Raw genomic sequence first — 16,650 nt, 5'->3', positions numbered from 1 at the left:
ATATTGACTACTACAACAGCAGAAGAATTAGCCTGAAATTAAAAGGTCTGAGTCCAATTGAATATCGAACCCAGACCTATGTGCCTCGTGTTTAACTGTCCAACTTTTTGGGGTCAGTACAGTGCGGGGCTAACAGCGTTTGACCGGTTGGCTGAATATAGCCCGCGCGAGCCCATACCGGGCCGTATTTAAATTTCGCAGCCGCCTTATACAGGCTGATACCGCTTTTATCCCCGGAATAGTCTTCATCATAGGCTTTGTTACTTGAGGAGAAGGCGATTTCGTTCGGGTGGCCGCTGTCGCCGTTTTCCGCCATTTCAATCGCGGTGAACGCAGCAATATCCAGACCGAACATGTCGGCGGCATAGCCTGACTGGAAGTCCAGGTTGGCATTCCAGGTGGAGTGTGAAAGGTTGGTTTTATATTTGTCTTCAGTGACGTCTTTACGGTCACGTTCACGCTGCCAGTAATAGATACCGCCCGTGAGGGTCGAATCGTCGATAAAGCCTGCCGCTTTCGCTTCTGGTGTCACCACCAGGCCCGACATTGCTGTCACACCGGCAATAGCCAGCGCCAGCGCACTACGTTTGCCACTGAACGTACGCATAGATTATTCCTCTTTGACGAATTAAAACGCCTGAAACGGCGTAAATAAAAAAGACCAAATGGTCAGGGGTAGTTTTAAATACCCTCGAATTAACTACCGTCTTTAGGTTATTTTTCGCGACGCGAATTATCAATGCTTTTCAGCGGGCAAAAGTCAGGATTATGACGAAGTGCACATAATTGGTAGTGCTTTGTAACATTTGCAGAGAGGCGAGAAATGGCGGGGAATTATCAGGTATTTCAGGGAGTAGACGCGGGTTCTCTTTTCTTTTTTATAACCTTTTTGATTTTCGTAATGATACAAACTTTTTTTTGGAAAATAAGTAGCACGTCATTGACCTGATATTTTTATGACGCCTTTACAGGCCCTGGCTTAATACCCTGATCGTTATATAAAAAAACGCCGCATGGTGCGGCGTTTGTCTCTCATTGACCAGAGCAGCAATATTATTCGCCGATCTTCGTCCAGGTATCGCGCAGGCCGACGGTACGGTTAAATACCGGTTTTTCCGCCGTGCTGTAACGGCTGTCCAGGCAGAAGTAACCTTCGCGTTCGAACTGGAACGCTTTGCCCGCTTCAGCCGCTTTCAGGGACGGCTCAGCGTAGCCCTGCTTGATGACCAGAGATTCCGGGTTGATAGTGGCCAGGAAGTCTTCCGCCGCACCCGGGTTAGGCACGCTGAACAGACGATCGTACAGACGGATCTCTACCGGCAGCGCGTGGGATGCGCTCACCCAGTGAATAACGCCTTTCACCTTGCGGCCATCGGCCGGATCCTTGCTCAGCGTTTCCGCATCGTAAGAACAGAAGATGGTGGTGATGTTACCTTCCGCGTCTTTCTCAACGCGCTCGGCTTTGATCACGTAAGCGTTACGCAGACGCACTTCTTTACCCAGCACCAGACGCTTGTACTGCTTGTTGGCTTCTTCGCGGAAGTCAGCGCGGTCAATCCAGATCTCGCCGCTGAACGGCACGTCACGGCTGCCCATTTCCGGTTTGTTCGGATGGTTAGGCATCGCCACCAGCTCGCTCGCACCCTGCGGATAGTTTTCGATCACCAGTTTTACCGGGTCGATAACCGCCATCGCGCGCGGGGCGTTTTCGTTCAGGTCTTCGCGAATGCAGGACTCCAGGGAGGCCATCTCGATGGTGTTGTCCTGCTTGGTCACGCCGATGCGCTTGCAGAACTCACGAATAGAGGCAGCCGTGTAACCGCGACGGCGCAGACCAGAGATGGTTGGCATACGCGGGTCATCCCAGCCTTCAACGTGCTTGTCAGTCACCAGCAGGTTCAGCTTACGCTTGGACATCACGGTGTACTCCAGATTCAGACGAGAGAACTCGTACTGACGTGGATGCACAGGAATGGTGATGTTATCCAGCACCCAGTCGTACAGGCGACGGTTGTCCTGGAACTCCAGCGTACACAGGGAATGCGTAATGCCTTCCAGCGCATCGCTGATGCAGTGGGTGAAGTCGTACATCGGGTAGATGCACCACTTGTTGCCGGTCTGGTGGTGTTCTGCGAACTTGATGCGGTACAGCACCGGATCGCGCATCACGATGAACGGCGATGCCATGTCGATTTTGGCACGCAGGCAGGCTTTGCCTTCTTCGAAGCCACCAGCTCGCATTTTTTCAAACAGCGCCAGGTTCTCTTCCACGCTGCGATCGCGGAACGGGCTGTTTTTGCCCGGGGCGGTCAGCGTGCCGCGGTACTCACGGATCTCATCTGCAGACAGTTCGTCAACATACGCCAGACCTTTGTTGATAAGCTCTACCGCGTAGGCATACAGCTTATCAAAGTAGTCAGAGGAGTAGCAGATATCGCCAGACCAGTTGAAGCCCAGCCATTGCACGTCATTCTTGATGGACTCAACGTATTCGATGTCTTCTTTTGCTGGGTTGGTGTCATCGAAACGCAGGTTGCACTGTCCCTGGTAGTCTTGCGCAATGCCGAAGTTCAGGCAGATAGATTTTGCGTGACCAATATGCAGGTAGCCGTTTGGCTCCGGCGGGAAACGCGTATGAACCGTGGTGTGCTTACCACTGGCCAGATCTTCATCGATGATCTGACGAATAAAGTTACTCGGGCGGGCTTCTGCCTCACTCATCGTGGATTCCTCAAAGCGTAAACAACGTATAACGGCGTATGATCTTATAAGCCGGACGTAGTGACAACCCTTAGTTACGGAAAATACGTATCAGATGAAAATAATGGGGGCATTTGCTGCAAAAAAAAGCGGCGGAGGATATCCCCCGCCGCTTAAGGCATGACTCTACTCAGGAGCGATTATTTGCCTTTAATCTCATACAACGGGGTCTGACCCGCAACAACCTGACCTTTCGCCTGGATGACCAGACCGCCGAAGTCGTCGATGTTGCTGCACACCACCGGGCTTATCATGGAGCGTGCGTTGGCGTTCAGGAAGTCCAGATCCATTTCCAGAACCGGCTGCCCGGCAACCACTTCAGCACCCTCTTCCACCAGGCGAGTAAAGCCTTTACCGTCCAGCGCAACGGTATCGATGCCCATGTGGACCACGATCTCCGCGCCATTTTCGGTTTCGAGGCAGAACGCGTGGTTGGTGTTGAAGATTTTCACGATGGTACCGGCCGCTGGGGACACCACGGTTTTATCCGTTGGTTTCACCGCCACACCGTCACCAACCGCTTTGCTGGCGAAGGCTTCGTCAGGTACCTGCTCAAGGTCAACCACGTCACCCGTTACCGGAGAGACCAGAGCGGCAACCGTGACGGCGTTAGGCACGGCCTGCGGCTTCGCGACCGGTGCAGCAGGCGCGCTGTCGGCTGATGCCGCCGCGACCGGGCCACGAGCAACCACTTTCTTCATTTCGTCACCGATGGATTCCGCTTTGGCACCCACGATAACCTGGATAGTTTGCTTGTTCAGCTTAACGACGCCCGATGCGCCAAGACGTTTACACATTGCGTCGCTCACGCGCGCAGAGTCGCCCACGGTCAGACGCAGACGGGTAATACAGGCATCAATGGCTTTCAGGTTATCGGTACCGCCAACGGCGGCAATGTAGCTGGTTGCCAGCTGGGTTAAACCTTCTTCGGTATTGCTGTTGGCTTCGCCGGTCACTACGTCATCTGCGGTATCTTCACGGCCCGGCGTTTTGAGGTTAAACATACGAATAACCGCGGTGAACAGGACGAAGTAGATGACGAAGAAGGCCGCGCCCATCACCACCAGCATCCAGACGTTCTTGCTTGCCGCCGGCAGGTTGTACATGAGCACATAGTCGATCGCGCCTGCGGAGAAGGAGAAGCCCGCATGAATGCCCAGCAGGGTTGCCACAAACAGGCTGATGCCGGTTAACACCGCGTGCATCAGGTACAGCAGCGGAGCCAGGAACATGAACAGGAATTCCAGAGGCTCGGTCACGCCGGTCAGGAATGCGGTAATGGCCACTGACAGCAGCATACCGCCGACCATTGGACGACGCGCTTTCGGCGCAGCCAGGTACATTGCCAGCGCAGCGCCCGGCAGACCAAACATCATGATTGGGAAGAAGCCGGACATAAACATGCCCGCGGTGCCGTCACCCGCGTAGAAGCGGTTGATGTCGCCGTGGAAAATCGTGCCTGCCGCGTTGGTGAACTCACCAATCTGGAACCAGGCGATGGTATTGAGGACCTGATGCAGACCGGTTGGGATCAGCAGACGGTTAATGAAACCGAAGATGCCCGCACCCACTGCGCCTGCAGAGACGATCCACTCGCCGCCCGCATGAATAGCATGCTGCACCGGTGGCCAGACGTAGCCAAAGATAGCGGCCAGAACCAGACAGAAGAAGCCCGTCGCGATCGGCACGAAACGTTTGCCGCCAAAGAAGCTCAGGAAGTCCGGCAGCTTAATGTTCGCCCAGCGGTTGTACACCGCACCACCGACCAGACCGGTAATGATACCTGCCAGCACGCCCATGTTGATTTCTGGGTTAATCGTTACCATCGCTTTCGTCAGGATGAAATAACCGACTGCCCCTGCCAGCGCTGCGGCACCCGCGCTGTCTTTTGACCAGCTTGAGGCAACACCGATGGCGAAAATCAGCGCCAGGTTGTCAAAAATGGCACCGCCAGCCTGAGCAATAAACGGTACGTTAAGAAGATCGGGTTGCCCGAATCGCAGCAGCAGCGCTGCAACCGGTAGCACGGCGATAGGGAGCTGCAAAGCCCTACCGAGGCGCTGGAAAAAACCTAAAATATTCATCCTATTCCCCCTACGAGACCCTTTTCAGGCTCGCGCATAAACTATGTTTTTTATTGTGTCGCTAACGATAGATACCGTTGATAATTCACTGGCAGTCTGAGTGTGTAAAAAATTAATTCGTATCGCAAATTAAACACCTATTTTTTGTGATTTTTGTCACCAAATATCGTATTCAACCCTCCCTTACACTGGCTTACAGCGAAAACTTATTTTATCATTCAAAAAATCAAGGCGGAGCGATCCGGCCTGAAAGGTTCCAGGTTACGCTTAAGTATCCGGTTCCGAAAGCCATCCGCCCACTCTTCTACTTAAACTTCGAGGTGAACAATGAGACTGATTCCCCTGGCAACTGCTGAACAAGTCGGTAAATGGGCCGCTCGCCATATCGTTAACCGCATTAACGCGTTCAAACCGACCGCGGATCGTCCTTTCGTTCTTGGTCTTCCAACCGGCGGCACGCCGCTGACCGCCTATAAGGCGCTGGTTGAGATGCATAAAGCAGGCCAGGTTAGCTTCAAACATGTTGTTACCTTCAATATGGATGAATACGTTGGCCTACCGAAAGACCATCCGGAAAGCTACCATAGCTTCATGCACCGTAATTTCTTTGATCACGTTGATATCCCAGCTGAAAATATTAACCTGCTGAATGGAAACGCGCCTGATATTGACGCAGAATGCCGTCAGTATGAAGAAAAAATCCGTTCTTACGGTAAAATCCACCTGTTTATGGGCGGCGTGGGCAACGATGGTCACATCGCGTTTAACGAACCGGCGTCATCTCTGGCTTCCCGCACCCGTATTAAAACGCTGACCCATGACACGCGCGTGGCAAACTCCCGCTTCTTTGACGGTGACGTGAACCAGGTTCCAAAATACGCCCTGACCGTAGGCGTGGGCACCCTGCTGGATGCCGAAGAAGTGATGATTCTGGTGCTGGGCGGCGTGAAGGCGCAGGCGCTCCAGGCTGCCGTTGAAGGCAACGTTAACCATATGTGGACCATCAGCTGCCTGCAGCTGCACCCTAAATCAGTCATCGTCTGCGACGAGCCGTCCACGATGGAGCTGAAAGTGAAGACGCTGAAATACTTCAACGAGTTAGAAGCCGAGAACATCAAAGGTCTGTAATTGAATAACCGCCTCTGCATCAAGAGGCGGCCGCTTTTTTTAACCGGGGGTCGATATGTACGCTTTAACCCACGGTCGGATTTATACCGGCCATGAAATTCTGGATGACCATGCGATTGTTATCGCGAATGGCCTGATTGAACGTGTTTGCCCGCTGGCAGAACTGCCGTCGGAGATTGAACAGCGCTCACTCAATGGAGCAGTAATCTCCCCCGGTTTCATCGACGTACAGCTGAACGGCTGCGGCGGTGTGCAATTCAATGACACCGCGGATGCGGTGACGGTCGAAACGCTGGAGATCATGCAGAAAGCCAACGAGAAATCGGGCTGCACCAGCTATCTGCCGACGCTCATCACCAGCAGTGATGACCTGATGAAGCAGGGTATCCGCGTGATGCGCGAATATCTGGCCAAACACCCGAATCAGGCGCTCGGTCTGCACCTTGAAGGTCCATGGCTGAACCTGGTCAAGAAAGGAACGCATAACCCAGACTATGTGCGTAAGCCTGACGCGGAGCTGGTTGATTACATGTGTGCTAACGCCGATGTGATTGCCAAAGTCACGCTGGCACCGGAAATGACCGGCACGGACGTCATCAGCAAACTGGCTGCCGCCGGAATTGTCGTTTCAGCAGGCCACTCAAACGCCACGCTGAAAGAAGCGAAAGCCGGTTTCCGCGCGGGCATTACCTTTGCGACGCACCTTTATAACGCCATGCCTTACATCACGGGGCGTGAACCGGGTCTGGTCGGCGCGATTCTGGACGAGCCAGACGTTTACTGCGGCATTATCGCGGACGGCATGCACGTCGATTACACCAACATTCGCAACGCCAAGCGGCTGAAAGGTGACAAGCTTTGTCTCGTGACTGATGCCACCGCACCGGCAGGTGCAAATATTGAGCAGTTCATTTTTGCCGGTAAAACAATATACTACCGCAATGGACTGTGTGTGGATGAAAACGGTACGCTGAGCGGTTCCTCTCTGACCATGATTGAAGGGGTGCGTAACCTGGTTGAACATTGCGGGATTGCGCTTGATGAAGTCCTGCGTATGGCGACCCTTTATCCCGCTCGCGCAATTGGCGTGGATAAACAGCTCGGCGGAATTGCACCAGGTATGGTTGCAAACCTGACGGCATTCACACACGATTATAAAATTATTAAGACCATCGTTAATGGTAACGAGGTCGTCACTGAGTAAGTAAAAGTATGACACCTGGCGGACAAGCTCAAATCGGTAATGTCGATCTCGTTAAACAACTTAACAGTGCGGCGGTCTACCGCCTGATTGACCAACACGGCCCCATCTCGCGGATTCAGATAGCCGAACAAAGCCAGCTTGCTCCCGCCAGCGTGACAAAAATTACCCGTCAGCTCATTGAGCGCGGTTTGATCAAAGAAGTCGATCAGCAGGCCTCCACCGGGGGCCGCCGCGCCATCTCCATTATTACCGAAACCCGCAATTTTCAGGCTATTGGCGTCCGGTTGGGCCGTCATGACACCACGCTCACGCTGTACGATCTGAGCAGTAAAGCCATCGCTGAAGAGCACTATCCTCTTCCGGAGCGCACCCAGGAGACGCTGGAGCATGCGCTGCTGAATACCATTGCGACGTTTATTGAAAGCTGTCAGCGCAAGATCCGCGAACTCATCGCCATCTCCGTGATTCTGCCCGGCCTGGTCGACCCGGAAAGCGGCGTGATCCGCTATATGCCGCACATTCAGGTGGAAAACTGGGGGCTGGTCGAGGCGCTGGAAAAACGTTTTAAGGTGACCTGCTTTGTGGGCCACGACATTCGCTCGCTGGCGCTGGCGGAGCACTACTTTGGTGCGAGCCAGGACTGTGAAGACTCAATTCTGGTGCGCGTTCACCGCGGAACGGGCGCCGGCATTATCTCTAACGGCCGTATTTTTATTGGTCGCAACGGTAACGTTGGCGAGATCGGCCACATTCAGGTCGAGCCGCTGGGCGAACGCTGCCACTGCGGCAACTTCGGCTGTCTTGAAACCATTGCCGCCAACACGGCCATCGAGCAGCGCGTTCGCCATCTCCTTGAACAGGGTTACCAAAGCCGCGTCACGCTGGACGACTGCAAGATAGGCACCATCTGCAAAGCCGCCAATAAAGGCGACGCGCTGGCCTGCGAGGTGATCGAGCAGGTTGGCCGTCATTTGGGGAAAACCATCGCCATCGCCATTAACCTGTTTAATCCACAGAAAGTGGTGATCGCCGGTGAAATAGTGGAGGCGGAAAAGGTGCTGCTCCCCGCCATTGAAGGCTGCATTAACACCCAGGCGCTGAAAGCATTCCGCCAGAACCTGCCGGTGGTGCGTTCAAAGCTTGATCATCGCTCGGCGATCGGCGCGTTCGCGCTGGTGAAACGCGCCATGCTCAACGGAATTCTGCTGCAGCATTTGCTGGAAAGCTGATCGGACCTTATAGTAACGCCTTCTTTTTTTGATGCCGGACTGTCCATGACCATTAAGAATGTAATTTGTGATATCGACGGCGTGCTGATGCACGATAACGTTGCCGTGCCGGGTGCTGCGGAGTTTCTCCACCGCATCATCGACAAAGGAATGCCACTGGTTCTGCTCACGAACTACCCTTCTCAGACCGGTCAGGATCTGGCAAACCGCTTTGCTACGGCGGGCGTCGACGTGCCGGACAGCGTGTTTTATACCTCGGCGATGGCCACGGCAGATTTCCTGAAGCGTCAGGAAGGGAAAAAAGCCTACGTCGTGGGTGAAGGCGCGCTGATCCACGAGCTGTATAAAGCGGGCTTTACCATTACCGACGTGAACCCGGACTTCGTCATTGTCGGCGAGACGCGTTCTTTTAACTGGGAAATGATGCATAAAGCGGCCTACTTTGTCGCCAGCGGCGCGCGCTTTATCGCCACTAACCCGGATACGCACGGTCGCGGTTTTTACCCGGCCTGCGGCGCGCTGTGCGCCGGTATCGAGAAAATCTCCGGTCGCCAGCCGTTTGTTGTCGGTAAGCCTAGCCCGTGGATCGTCCGTGCCGCCCTCAACAAGATGCAGGCGCACTCAGAAGAGACGGTGATTGTCGGCGACAACCTGCGCACCGACATCCTGGCCGGCTTCCAGGCGGGTCTGGAGACGATTCTGGTTCTCTCTGGCGTCTCTCAACTTGATGACATTGATGCGATGCCGTTCCGGCCAAGCTGGATTTACCCCTCCGTCGATGAAATTGACATTATCTGATACCGAACCACGCCCAGGGCGTGGTTTTTTATTTTCTCGCCTGCAAAACACCGCCACATCTAACGAAAAAGCGCTTTCATTGCATAATCATCAATAAAACCGCTCATGCCATACGCTTTTTTCACCGATCCGCAACCGCCATTGCACTATTTCCGTTTTCACCCGTAAAACGCTTGCGCGCCCTGCCCCTTTGCGGCATTTTCATAAGCAAGCAACATTACAAAGCAACAGGGTTAACGGAGAAGGTTATGTGTTCAATTTTTGGCGTACTGGATATTAAAACTGACGCGGGCGAACTGCGTAAAAAGGCACTCGAACTGTCCCGCCTGATGCGCCATCGCGGACCGGACTGGTCAGGCGTTTACGCCAGTGACAAAGCGATTCTGGCTCACGAACGCCTGTCTATTGTTGACGTCAACGCCGGTGCACAGCCGCTGTATAACGAGAAAAAAACGCACGCGCTGGCTGTCAACGGTGAGATCTACAACCACCAGGCGCTGCGCGCAGAGTACGGTGACCGCTACGCGTTCCAGACCGGTTCTGACTGTGAAGTGATCCTGGCGCTGTATCAGGAAAAAGGACCCGAGTTCCTGGACGACCTGCAGGGCATGTTTGCCTTCGCCCTGTACGACAGCGAAAAAGACGCTTACCTGATTGGCCGTGACCATATCGGTATTATCCCGCTGTACATGGGACATGATGAACACGGCAACTTCTATGTTGCCTCTGAAATGAAGGCTCTGGTGCCGGTTTGCCGCACCATTAAAGAGTTCCCGGCAGGCAGCTACCTGTGGAGCAAAGACGGCGAGATCCGTCAGTATTACCAGCGCGACTGGTTCGACTATGACGCGGTTAAAGATAACGTTACGGACAAAGCCGAGCTGCGTCAGGCGCTGGAAGATTCCGTGAAAAGCCATCTGATGTCTGACGTCCCGTACGGCGTGCTGCTCTCAGGCGGTCTGGACTCCTCCGTGATCTCCGCGATCACCAAGAAATTCGCGGCCCGTCGCGTGGAGGATCAGGAGCGCTCGGAAGCCTGGTGGCCGCAGCTGCACTCCTTTGCCGTGGGCCTGGAAGGGGCGCCGGACCTGAAAGCCGCGCAGGAGGTGGCAAACCACCTCGGCACCGTGCACCATGAGATTCACTTCACCGTGCAGGAAGGCCTGGATGCGATCCGCGATGTGATCTATCACATTGAAACCTATGACGTGACTACTATCCGCGCCTCCACGCCGATGTACCTGATGTCGCGTAAGATCAAGGCGATGGGCATCAAGATGGTGCTCTCCGGCGAAGGTTCTGACGAAGTGTTTGGCGGCTACCTGTACTTCCACAAAGCGCCGAACGCCAAAGAGCTGCACGAAGAGACCGTGCGTAAGCTGCAGGCGCTGCACATGTTTGACTGCGCGCGCGCTAACAAGGCGATGTCCGCCTGGGGCGTTGAAGCACGCGTGCCGTTCCTGGATAAGAAATTCCTCGACGTCGCGATGCGCATCAACCCGCAGGACAAGATGTGCGGCAACGGCAAAATGGAAAAACATATCCTGCGTGAATGTTTTGAATCCTACCTGCCGGCAAGCGTGGCATGGCGTCAGAAAGAGCAGTTCTCCGATGGCGTAGGCTATAGCTGGATCGACACCCTGAAAGAGGTGGCGGCGAAACAGGTTTCTGACCAACAGCTGGAAACCGCAAGCTTCCGCTTCCCGTACAACACGCCGGGTTCGAAAGAGGCGTATCTGTACCGCGAGATCTTTGAAGAATTGTTCCCGGTCCCAAGTGCTGCGGAGTGTGTGCCTGGCGGTCCGTCCGTCGCCTGTTCTTCCGCTAAAGCCATTGAATGGGATGAATCTTTCAAATCCATGAACGATCCGTCAGGACGCGCGGTCGGCGTTCATCAGTCCGCCTACAAGTAATCGCTCATTTCATCTTCAGGCCCTGCGGGGCCTGATTTTTTTTGCCCTCCTTTTTGTCCTCTAAAATCGATTAATAACCAATAATTGCCGAATATTCGGTCACGCTGTTCGCAACCTAACCAAACAGTCACATTCCGGCTATTTTCGTTGAAAAAGGTGTTGACGCTGCAAGGGTCTATACGCATAATGCGCCCCGCAACGCCGATAAGGTAACGCGAAAAAAGATGGCTACGTAGCTCAGTTGGTTAGAGCACATCACTCATAATGATGGGGTCACAGGTTCGAATCCCGTCGTAGCCACCATCTTTTTTGCGGGAGTGGCGAAATTGGTAGACGCACCAGATTTAGGTTCTGGCGCCGCAAGGTGTGCGAGTTCAAGTCTCGCCTCCCGCACCATTCCCAAGTATGCGTTGCACGGATGGGGTATCGCCAAGCGGTAAGGCACCGGTTTTTGATACCGGCATTCCCTGGTTCGAATCCAGGTACCCCAGCCATATTTCTTCGATTTTGCGGTTCTCCGCGGTATTGGGGTATCGCCAAGCGGTAAGGCACCGGTTTTTGATACCGGCATTCCCTGGTTCGAATCCAGGTACCCCAGCCATCGAAGATTGCAGTACTGGCTACGTAGCTCAGTTGGTTAGAGCACATCACTCATAATGATGGGGTCACAGGTTCGAATCCCGTCGTAGCCACCAAATTAAGATTGTCGATTTATCGGGAATCAAAACAAATTGTTGGGGTATCGCCAAGCGGTAAGGCACCGGATTCTGATTCCGGCATTCCGAGGTTCGAATCCTCGTACCCCAGCCAATTTAAAAAGTCGTTAAGCAGATTGTTTAACGCAATTGGGGTGTCGCCAAGCGGTAAGGCTCTGGTTTCTGATACCAGCATTCCGGGGTTCGAATCCCTGCACCCCAGCCACTTAGTAACAAAAAAGCCCGCTCTGCGGGCTTTTTTGTTTTTGTTGCTCAGAGTTGTGCGGCCTGATTCCCCCTCACCCTAACCCTCTCCCCAAAGGGGCGAGGGAATAGTCGGAGCAAAGATTAGAGTCCGAGTGCGTACTTCAGCGCCTGACGCTTCAGGCCACCGGCACGCTCCGCTGCCATCAATCCAATATTACGCAGAATGCGCACCGGGGCGACGTCATTGCTGAACCCGGCATAGAACAGATCCATCCCCGACTGCATGATGAAATTATCCACCATACGCCGCGTCTGGTAGCGCTTCAGTACCTGATGGCTGGCCCAGCTTTCCGCGTGTCCGCGGGCGCTGCCCAACACATCCAGTAACGCATCAACATCACGATACCCGAGGTTTACCCCCTGCCCGGCCAGCGGATGAATGGTGTGTGCCGCATCCCCCACCAGCGCCAGCCCTTCGCGAGCATACTGCAACGCATGACGGCGCGTGAGCGGGAACGCCCCGGCGGAGACCGGCGTAACATGGCCCAGACGGCTCGGAAAGTTCAACAGGATCTCGCGCTGTAGCTGTTCCATCGAAAGCCCCTGCAGCTGGCGAATGCGCGCCGGTTTGTCGTACCACACCAGCGACGCCCAGCGATCGAACAGCGGTAAAAAGGCGTGCGGGCCGTTCGGCGTAAAGTGCTGCCAGGTGCTCTCGCCCGGGGCATTATCGCACTCGACGGTAATCAGCATGCAGGACTGTTCATACTGCCAGGCATGAACGCCAATGCCCGCCATCTGTCTGACCTGCGAGTTAGCGCCGTCCGCCCCGACGACCAGCTTCACGGCCAGCTCATCACCGCTGTCGAGCGTCAGCAGATAGCCGCGATGGTGAGAATGGAGTGACTTAAGCGACGCAGGCACGCGCAGCGTCACCTTCGGATGCGCCTCCAGCGCCTGCCAGAGCGCCCGCTGGAGCACGTTGTTTTCTACCATATAGCCCAGGCGCGGCAGCTTCAGCTCAGCGGCATCAAACGCGACGTGGGCATTTTCCCACTCCCAGGTTTCGAGACGGCTGTAGGGATGGGCGCGCATCGCCTGCACCGCCTCCCAGACGCCCAGCCCGCGGAGCAGATCGACGGACGCCGCGCTGATAGCCGAAATGCGCACATCCGGCTTGCTGGCGGGATCGAAAGTCGGCGGTGCAGCCTGTTCAATTACCGTTACCTCAAATCCCTGCTGCGCCAGCCCCAGCGCCAGCGCGCCGCCGACCATACCGCCGCCGACAACGGCAACTTCGGTGTGTTGGAGTGTCATGGTCAATTTTCCTTATTGGAGAATCCCTTAAGTTTACCGGATTTTTTCGGTCCTGAGGCACACAACCTTCATACTGGTCACAACCCCACCAAAGCATTACAATACGCGGCTTGCAATCCTGAGCTGAGCAAGTCGATGACTAAAAAACTCCATATAAAAACCTGGGGCTGTCAGATGAACGAATACGATTCATCCAAGATGGCCGATCTGCTGGATACCACCCACGGATACCAGCTGACTGAAAATGCGAAAGAAGCGGACGTGCTGCTGCTGAACACCTGTTCGATTCGTGAAAAAGCGCAGGAAAAAGTCTTTCACGTGTTAGGCCGCTGGAAGCTTCTTAAACGTAAAAACCCGGACCTGATCATCGGGGTGGGTGGCTGCGTCGCGTCGCAGGAAGGCAAGCTGATCCGTCAGAGAGCCCCGTATGTGGATATCGTCTTTGGCCCGCAGACCCTGCACCGCCTGCCGGAGATGATCAATCAGGTTCGCGGCAACCGTAGCCCGGTCGTTGACGTCAGCTTCCCGGAGATTGAAAAATTCGACCGCCTGCCGGAGCCGCGCGCCGATGGCCCGACCGCCTTCGTCTCCATCATGGAAGGCTGCAACAAGTACTGTACTTACTGCGTGGTCCCATACACCCGTGGTGAAGAGGTCAGCCGCCCGGCAGACGACATCCTGTTTGAAATCGCGCAGCTAGCCGCCCAGGGCGTTCGCGAAGTGAACCTGCTGGGTCAGAACGTTAACGCCTGGCGCGGTGAGAACTACGACGGCACCACCGGAAGCTTTGCCGAGCTGCTGCGCCTGGTGGCCGCGATTGACGGCATCGACCGCATTCGCTTTACCACCAGCCATCCGATGGAATTTACCGACGACATCATCGATGTGTATCGCGATACGCCAGAGCTGGTGAGCTTCCTGCACCTGCCGATTCAGTGCGGCTCTGACCGCGTGCTGAACCTGATGGGCCGACCGCATACGGTGCTGGAGTACAAATCTACCATCCGTAAGCTGCGCGAAGCGCGTCCGGATATCCAGATCAGCTCCGACTTTATCGTCGGCTTCCCGGGTGAAACCGCTGATGACTTCGAGCGCACCATGAAGCTCATCGGCGAAGTGAATTTTGACGTCAGCTACAGCTTTATCTTCTCTGCGCGTCCTGGCACCCCAGCGGCCGATATGGTTGACGATGTGCCGGAAGAGGAGAAAAAGCAGCGTCTGTATATTCTGCAGGAGCGTATCAACCAGCAGGCCAACGCGTGGAGCCGCCGTATGCTCGGTACCGTCCAGCGCATTCTGGTGGAAGGCACGTCGCGCAAGAGCATTATGGAACTCTCCGGCCGTACCGAAAATAACCGCGTGGTCAACTTTGAAGGCACCCCGGACATGATCGGTAAGTTTGTGGACGTCGAAATCGTTGAAGTGCTGACCAACTCGCTGCGCGCGAAGGTGGTCCGCACCGAAGACGAAATGGGCCTGCGTATCGCAGAGTCACCGGAATCCGTGATTTCGCGTACCCGCAAAGAGAACGATTCCGGCGTGGGGATTTACCAGCCTTAATCCTGATGGCCTGCCCTTCCGGCAGGCCTTGTATTTCCTCTCATCATCCCCAATATCTTCCGCAACGCTTGCGCCTTTATTCTGTGGCGTGAATAATTTCGGTAATGACCGTTTTATTACGCCGTGTGGCAGCAGGTCAGTTAACCAATCAAAGAGGAACAGTTTGAACATAGATACGCGTGAAATCAGCCTAACGCCCGCAGACAACGCTCGCCTGCTGAGCCTGTGCGGACCGTTTGATGACAACATCAAACAACTGGAGCGACGTCTGGGTATCGAAATTAACCGTCGCGATAATCACTTCAAACTTACCGGACGCCCTATCTGCGTCAATGCGGCAGCAGATATCCTGCGCAGCCTGTATGTCGATACCGCCCCGATGCGCGGCGAAATTCAGGATATCGAGCCGGAACAAATTCACCTCGCCATTAAAGAGGCGCGCGTGCTTGAGCAGAGCGCGGAAAGCGTGCCGGACTACGGCAAGGCGATCAATATCAAGACCAAGCGTGGCGTCATCAAGCCGCGTACGCCAAACCAGGCGCAGTACATCGCCAATATCCTCGACCACGACATCACCTTCGGGGTGGGTCCGGCGGGGACGGGGAAAACCTATCTGGCGGTTGCCGCGGCGGTAGATGCGCTGGAACGCCAGGAGATTCGTCGAATTCTGCTGACGCGTCCTGCCGTTGAAGCCGGTGAAAAACTGGGCTTCCTGCCGGGCGATCTGAGCCAGAAGGTCGACCCGTATCTGCGCCCTTTATATGACGCGCTGTTCGAGATGCTGGGCTTTGAGAAGGTCGAGAAGCTGATTGAGCGTAACGTGATCGAAGTGGCTCCGCTCGCCTATATGCGAGGCCGCACGTTAAACGACGCGTTCATCATTCTTGATGAGAGCCAGAACACCACCATCGAACAGATGAAGATGTTCCTGACGCGTATCGGCTTTAACTCGAAAGCGGTCATTACTGGTGACGTGACCCAGATCGACCTGCCGCGCAGCACTAAATCCGGCCTGCGCCACGCCATCGAGGTGCTGGCCGAGGTTGACGAAATCAGCTTTAACTTCTTCCACAGTGAAGACGTGGTACGCCACCCGGTGGTCGCGCGTATCGTTAACGCCTATGAAGCCTGGGAAGAGGCGGATCAGAAGCGTAGGGCCGAACTGGCCGCAGAACGTAAGCGCGACGCGCAGGAGCAAGAACAGAAATGAGTCAGGTGATCCTCGATTTACAGCTGGCCTGTGAAGACCATTCCGGCATGCCGGATGAGGCGCAGTTCCAGAAATGGCTGGATGCCGTTATCCCGCAGTTTCAGGAAGAATCAGAAGTGACGATTCGCCTGGTGGATGAAGCCGAAAGCCACGAGCTTAACCTGACCTATCGCGGGAAAGATAAGCCGACCAACGTGCTCTCTTTCCCGTTCGAAGCGCCGCCGGGTATTGAGATGCCGCTGCTGGGCGATCTGATCATCTGCCGCCAGGTGGTTGAGCAGGAAGCCAAAGAGCAGCAAAAGCCGCTTGAGGCCCACTGGGCGCACATGGTGGTACACGGCAGCCTGCACCTGTTGGGCTACGATCACATTGAAGATGACGAAGCGGAAGAGATGGAGTCCCTTGAGACAGAGATAATGCTTGCTCTGGGCTATGAGGATCCGTACATTGCCGAGAAAGAATAGTCCGTCACCTGACGGACTCACCTGCCGCCACGAAAGGATAACGCGTGGCGGTAAACGTTGAACTAACAAGAGAACCCTTAA

Annotated in this window: 12 protein-coding genes, 7 tRNA genes and 1 pseudogene; 16 read left to right on the top strand and 4 right to left on the bottom strand. The window is 54.9% G+C overall.

The window, feature by feature from the left end:
• A partial coding sequence (locus ACJBF3_RS17125) for an IS3 family transposase (RefSeq protein ID WP_135717608.1) occupies window positions 1-95 on the top strand: 95 nt, incomplete at its 5' end.
• A 26-nt stretch (window positions 96-121) separates the two neighbouring features.
• Here ACJBF3_RS17125 and chiP read toward each other — a convergent pair.
• The 3 genes and pseudogenes from chiP to nagE all read right to left on the bottom strand — a co-directional run.
• Window positions 122-607: pseudogene (gene chiP / locus ACJBF3_RS17120) on the bottom strand (chitoporin); the annotation flags it as partial.
• 446 nt (window positions 608-1,053) lie between these two features.
• Window positions 1,054-2,721: a glutamine--tRNA ligase gene (gene glnS / locus ACJBF3_RS17115; RefSeq protein ID WP_045325783.1), complete on the bottom strand. Its 1,668-nt coding sequence runs from the start codon at window positions 2,719-2,721 to the stop codon at window positions 1,054-1,056.
• Window positions 2,722-2,900: 179 nt separating this feature from the next.
• Entirely contained in the window at window positions 2,901-4,844 is a 1,944-nt protein-coding gene (gene nagE / locus ACJBF3_RS17110; protein WP_045325782.1) for a PTS N-acetyl glucosamine transporter subunit IIABC, read from the bottom strand.
• A 327-nt stretch (window positions 4,845-5,171) separates the two neighbouring features.
• Between nagE and nagB the strand changes: the two genes are divergently transcribed.
• The 12 genes from nagB (at window position 5,172) to ACJBF3_RS17050 (ending at window position 12,037) form a co-directional block, all read left to right on the top strand.
• The gene (nagB, locus tag ACJBF3_RS17105) at window positions 5,172-5,972 is read left to right on the top strand and encodes a glucosamine-6-phosphate deaminase (RefSeq protein WP_008501061.1); all 801 of its coding nucleotides are present in this window, start codon (window positions 5,172-5,174) and stop codon (window positions 5,970-5,972) included.
• Between the two features lie 55 nt (window positions 5,973-6,027).
• Entirely contained in the window at window positions 6,028-7,176 is a 1,149-nt protein-coding gene (nagA, locus tag ACJBF3_RS17100) for an N-acetylglucosamine-6-phosphate deacetylase (RefSeq protein ID WP_045325780.1), read from the top strand.
• Window positions 7,177-7,184: 8 nt separating this feature from the next.
• Window positions 7,185-8,405: an N-acetylglucosamine repressor gene (locus ACJBF3_RS17095; protein ID WP_045325777.1), complete on the top strand. Its 1,221-nt coding sequence runs from the start codon at window positions 7,185-7,187 to the stop codon at window positions 8,403-8,405.
• A 45-nt stretch (window positions 8,406-8,450) separates the two neighbouring features.
• Window positions 8,451-9,203 (top strand): ribonucleotide monophosphatase NagD, encoded by a 753-nt coding sequence (nagD, locus tag ACJBF3_RS17090; RefSeq protein WP_045325776.1) that lies wholly within the window; start codon window positions 8,451-8,453, stop codon window positions 9,201-9,203.
• 248 nt (window positions 9,204-9,451) lie between these two features.
• Window positions 9,452-11,116 carry an asparagine synthase B gene (gene asnB / locus ACJBF3_RS17085; protein WP_010428626.1) on the top strand — a complete coding sequence of 555 codons (1,665 nt, stop codon included), beginning with the start codon at window positions 9,452-9,454 and terminating at the stop codon, window positions 11,114-11,116.
• Window positions 11,117-11,342: 226 nt separating this feature from the next.
• Window positions 11,343-11,419, top strand: a tRNA-Met gene (locus ACJBF3_RS17080).
• An 8-nt stretch (window positions 11,420-11,427) separates the two neighbouring features.
• Window positions 11,428-11,512, top strand: a tRNA-Leu gene (locus ACJBF3_RS17075).
• 23 nt (window positions 11,513-11,535) lie between these two features.
• A tRNA-Gln gene (locus ACJBF3_RS17070) sits at window positions 11,536-11,610 on the top strand.
• 32 nt (window positions 11,611-11,642) lie between these two features.
• A tRNA-Gln gene (locus ACJBF3_RS17065) sits at window positions 11,643-11,717 on the top strand.
• A 17-nt stretch (window positions 11,718-11,734) separates the two neighbouring features.
• Window positions 11,735-11,811, top strand: a tRNA-Met gene (locus ACJBF3_RS17060).
• A gap of 40 nt (window positions 11,812-11,851) precedes the next feature.
• Window positions 11,852-11,926 (top strand) — tRNA-Gln (locus ACJBF3_RS17055).
• Window positions 11,927-11,962: 36 nt separating this feature from the next.
• A tRNA-Gln gene (locus ACJBF3_RS17050) sits at window positions 11,963-12,037 on the top strand.
• A gap of 122 nt (window positions 12,038-12,159) precedes the next feature.
• Here the strand turns inward: ACJBF3_RS17050 and ubiF are convergent.
• The gene (gene ubiF / locus ACJBF3_RS17045) at window positions 12,160-13,335 is read right to left on the bottom strand and encodes a 3-demethoxyubiquinol 3-hydroxylase (RefSeq protein ID WP_045325773.1); all 1,176 of its coding nucleotides are present in this window, start codon (window positions 13,333-13,335) and stop codon (window positions 12,160-12,162) included.
• 135 nt (window positions 13,336-13,470) lie between these two features.
• On the opposite strand from ubiF, the gene miaB reads away from it, so the two are divergent.
• From miaB to ybeY, 3 genes are all read left to right on the top strand, one after another.
• Window positions 13,471-14,895 (top strand): tRNA (N6-isopentenyl adenosine(37)-C2)-methylthiotransferase MiaB, encoded by a 1,425-nt coding sequence (gene miaB, locus ACJBF3_RS17040; RefSeq protein WP_028012350.1) that lies wholly within the window; start codon window positions 13,471-13,473, stop codon window positions 14,893-14,895.
• 163 nt (window positions 14,896-15,058) lie between these two features.
• Entirely contained in the window at window positions 15,059-16,105 is a 1,047-nt protein-coding gene (locus ACJBF3_RS17035) for a PhoH family protein (protein ID WP_014883007.1), read from the top strand.
• Window positions 16,102-16,569, top strand: coding sequence for an rRNA maturation RNase YbeY (gene ybeY / locus ACJBF3_RS17030; protein WP_045325771.1), 468 nt, complete (start codon window positions 16,102-16,104; stop codon window positions 16,567-16,569). The genes ACJBF3_RS17035 and ybeY overlap by 4 nt, the downstream gene beginning before the upstream one ends.
• The last annotated feature ends 81 nt before the right edge of the window (window positions 16,570-16,650 follow it).

Origin of the sequence: Enterobacter sp. PP-008-ECC_S150 (assembly GCF_045257065.1) — a bacterium.
Lineage (GTDB): Bacteria > Pseudomonadota > Gammaproteobacteria > Enterobacterales > Enterobacteriaceae > Enterobacter > Enterobacter chengduensis.
The sequence above is the reverse complement of the archived record's forward strand: the minus strand, read 5'-3'. Positions and strand labels throughout refer to the sequence as shown.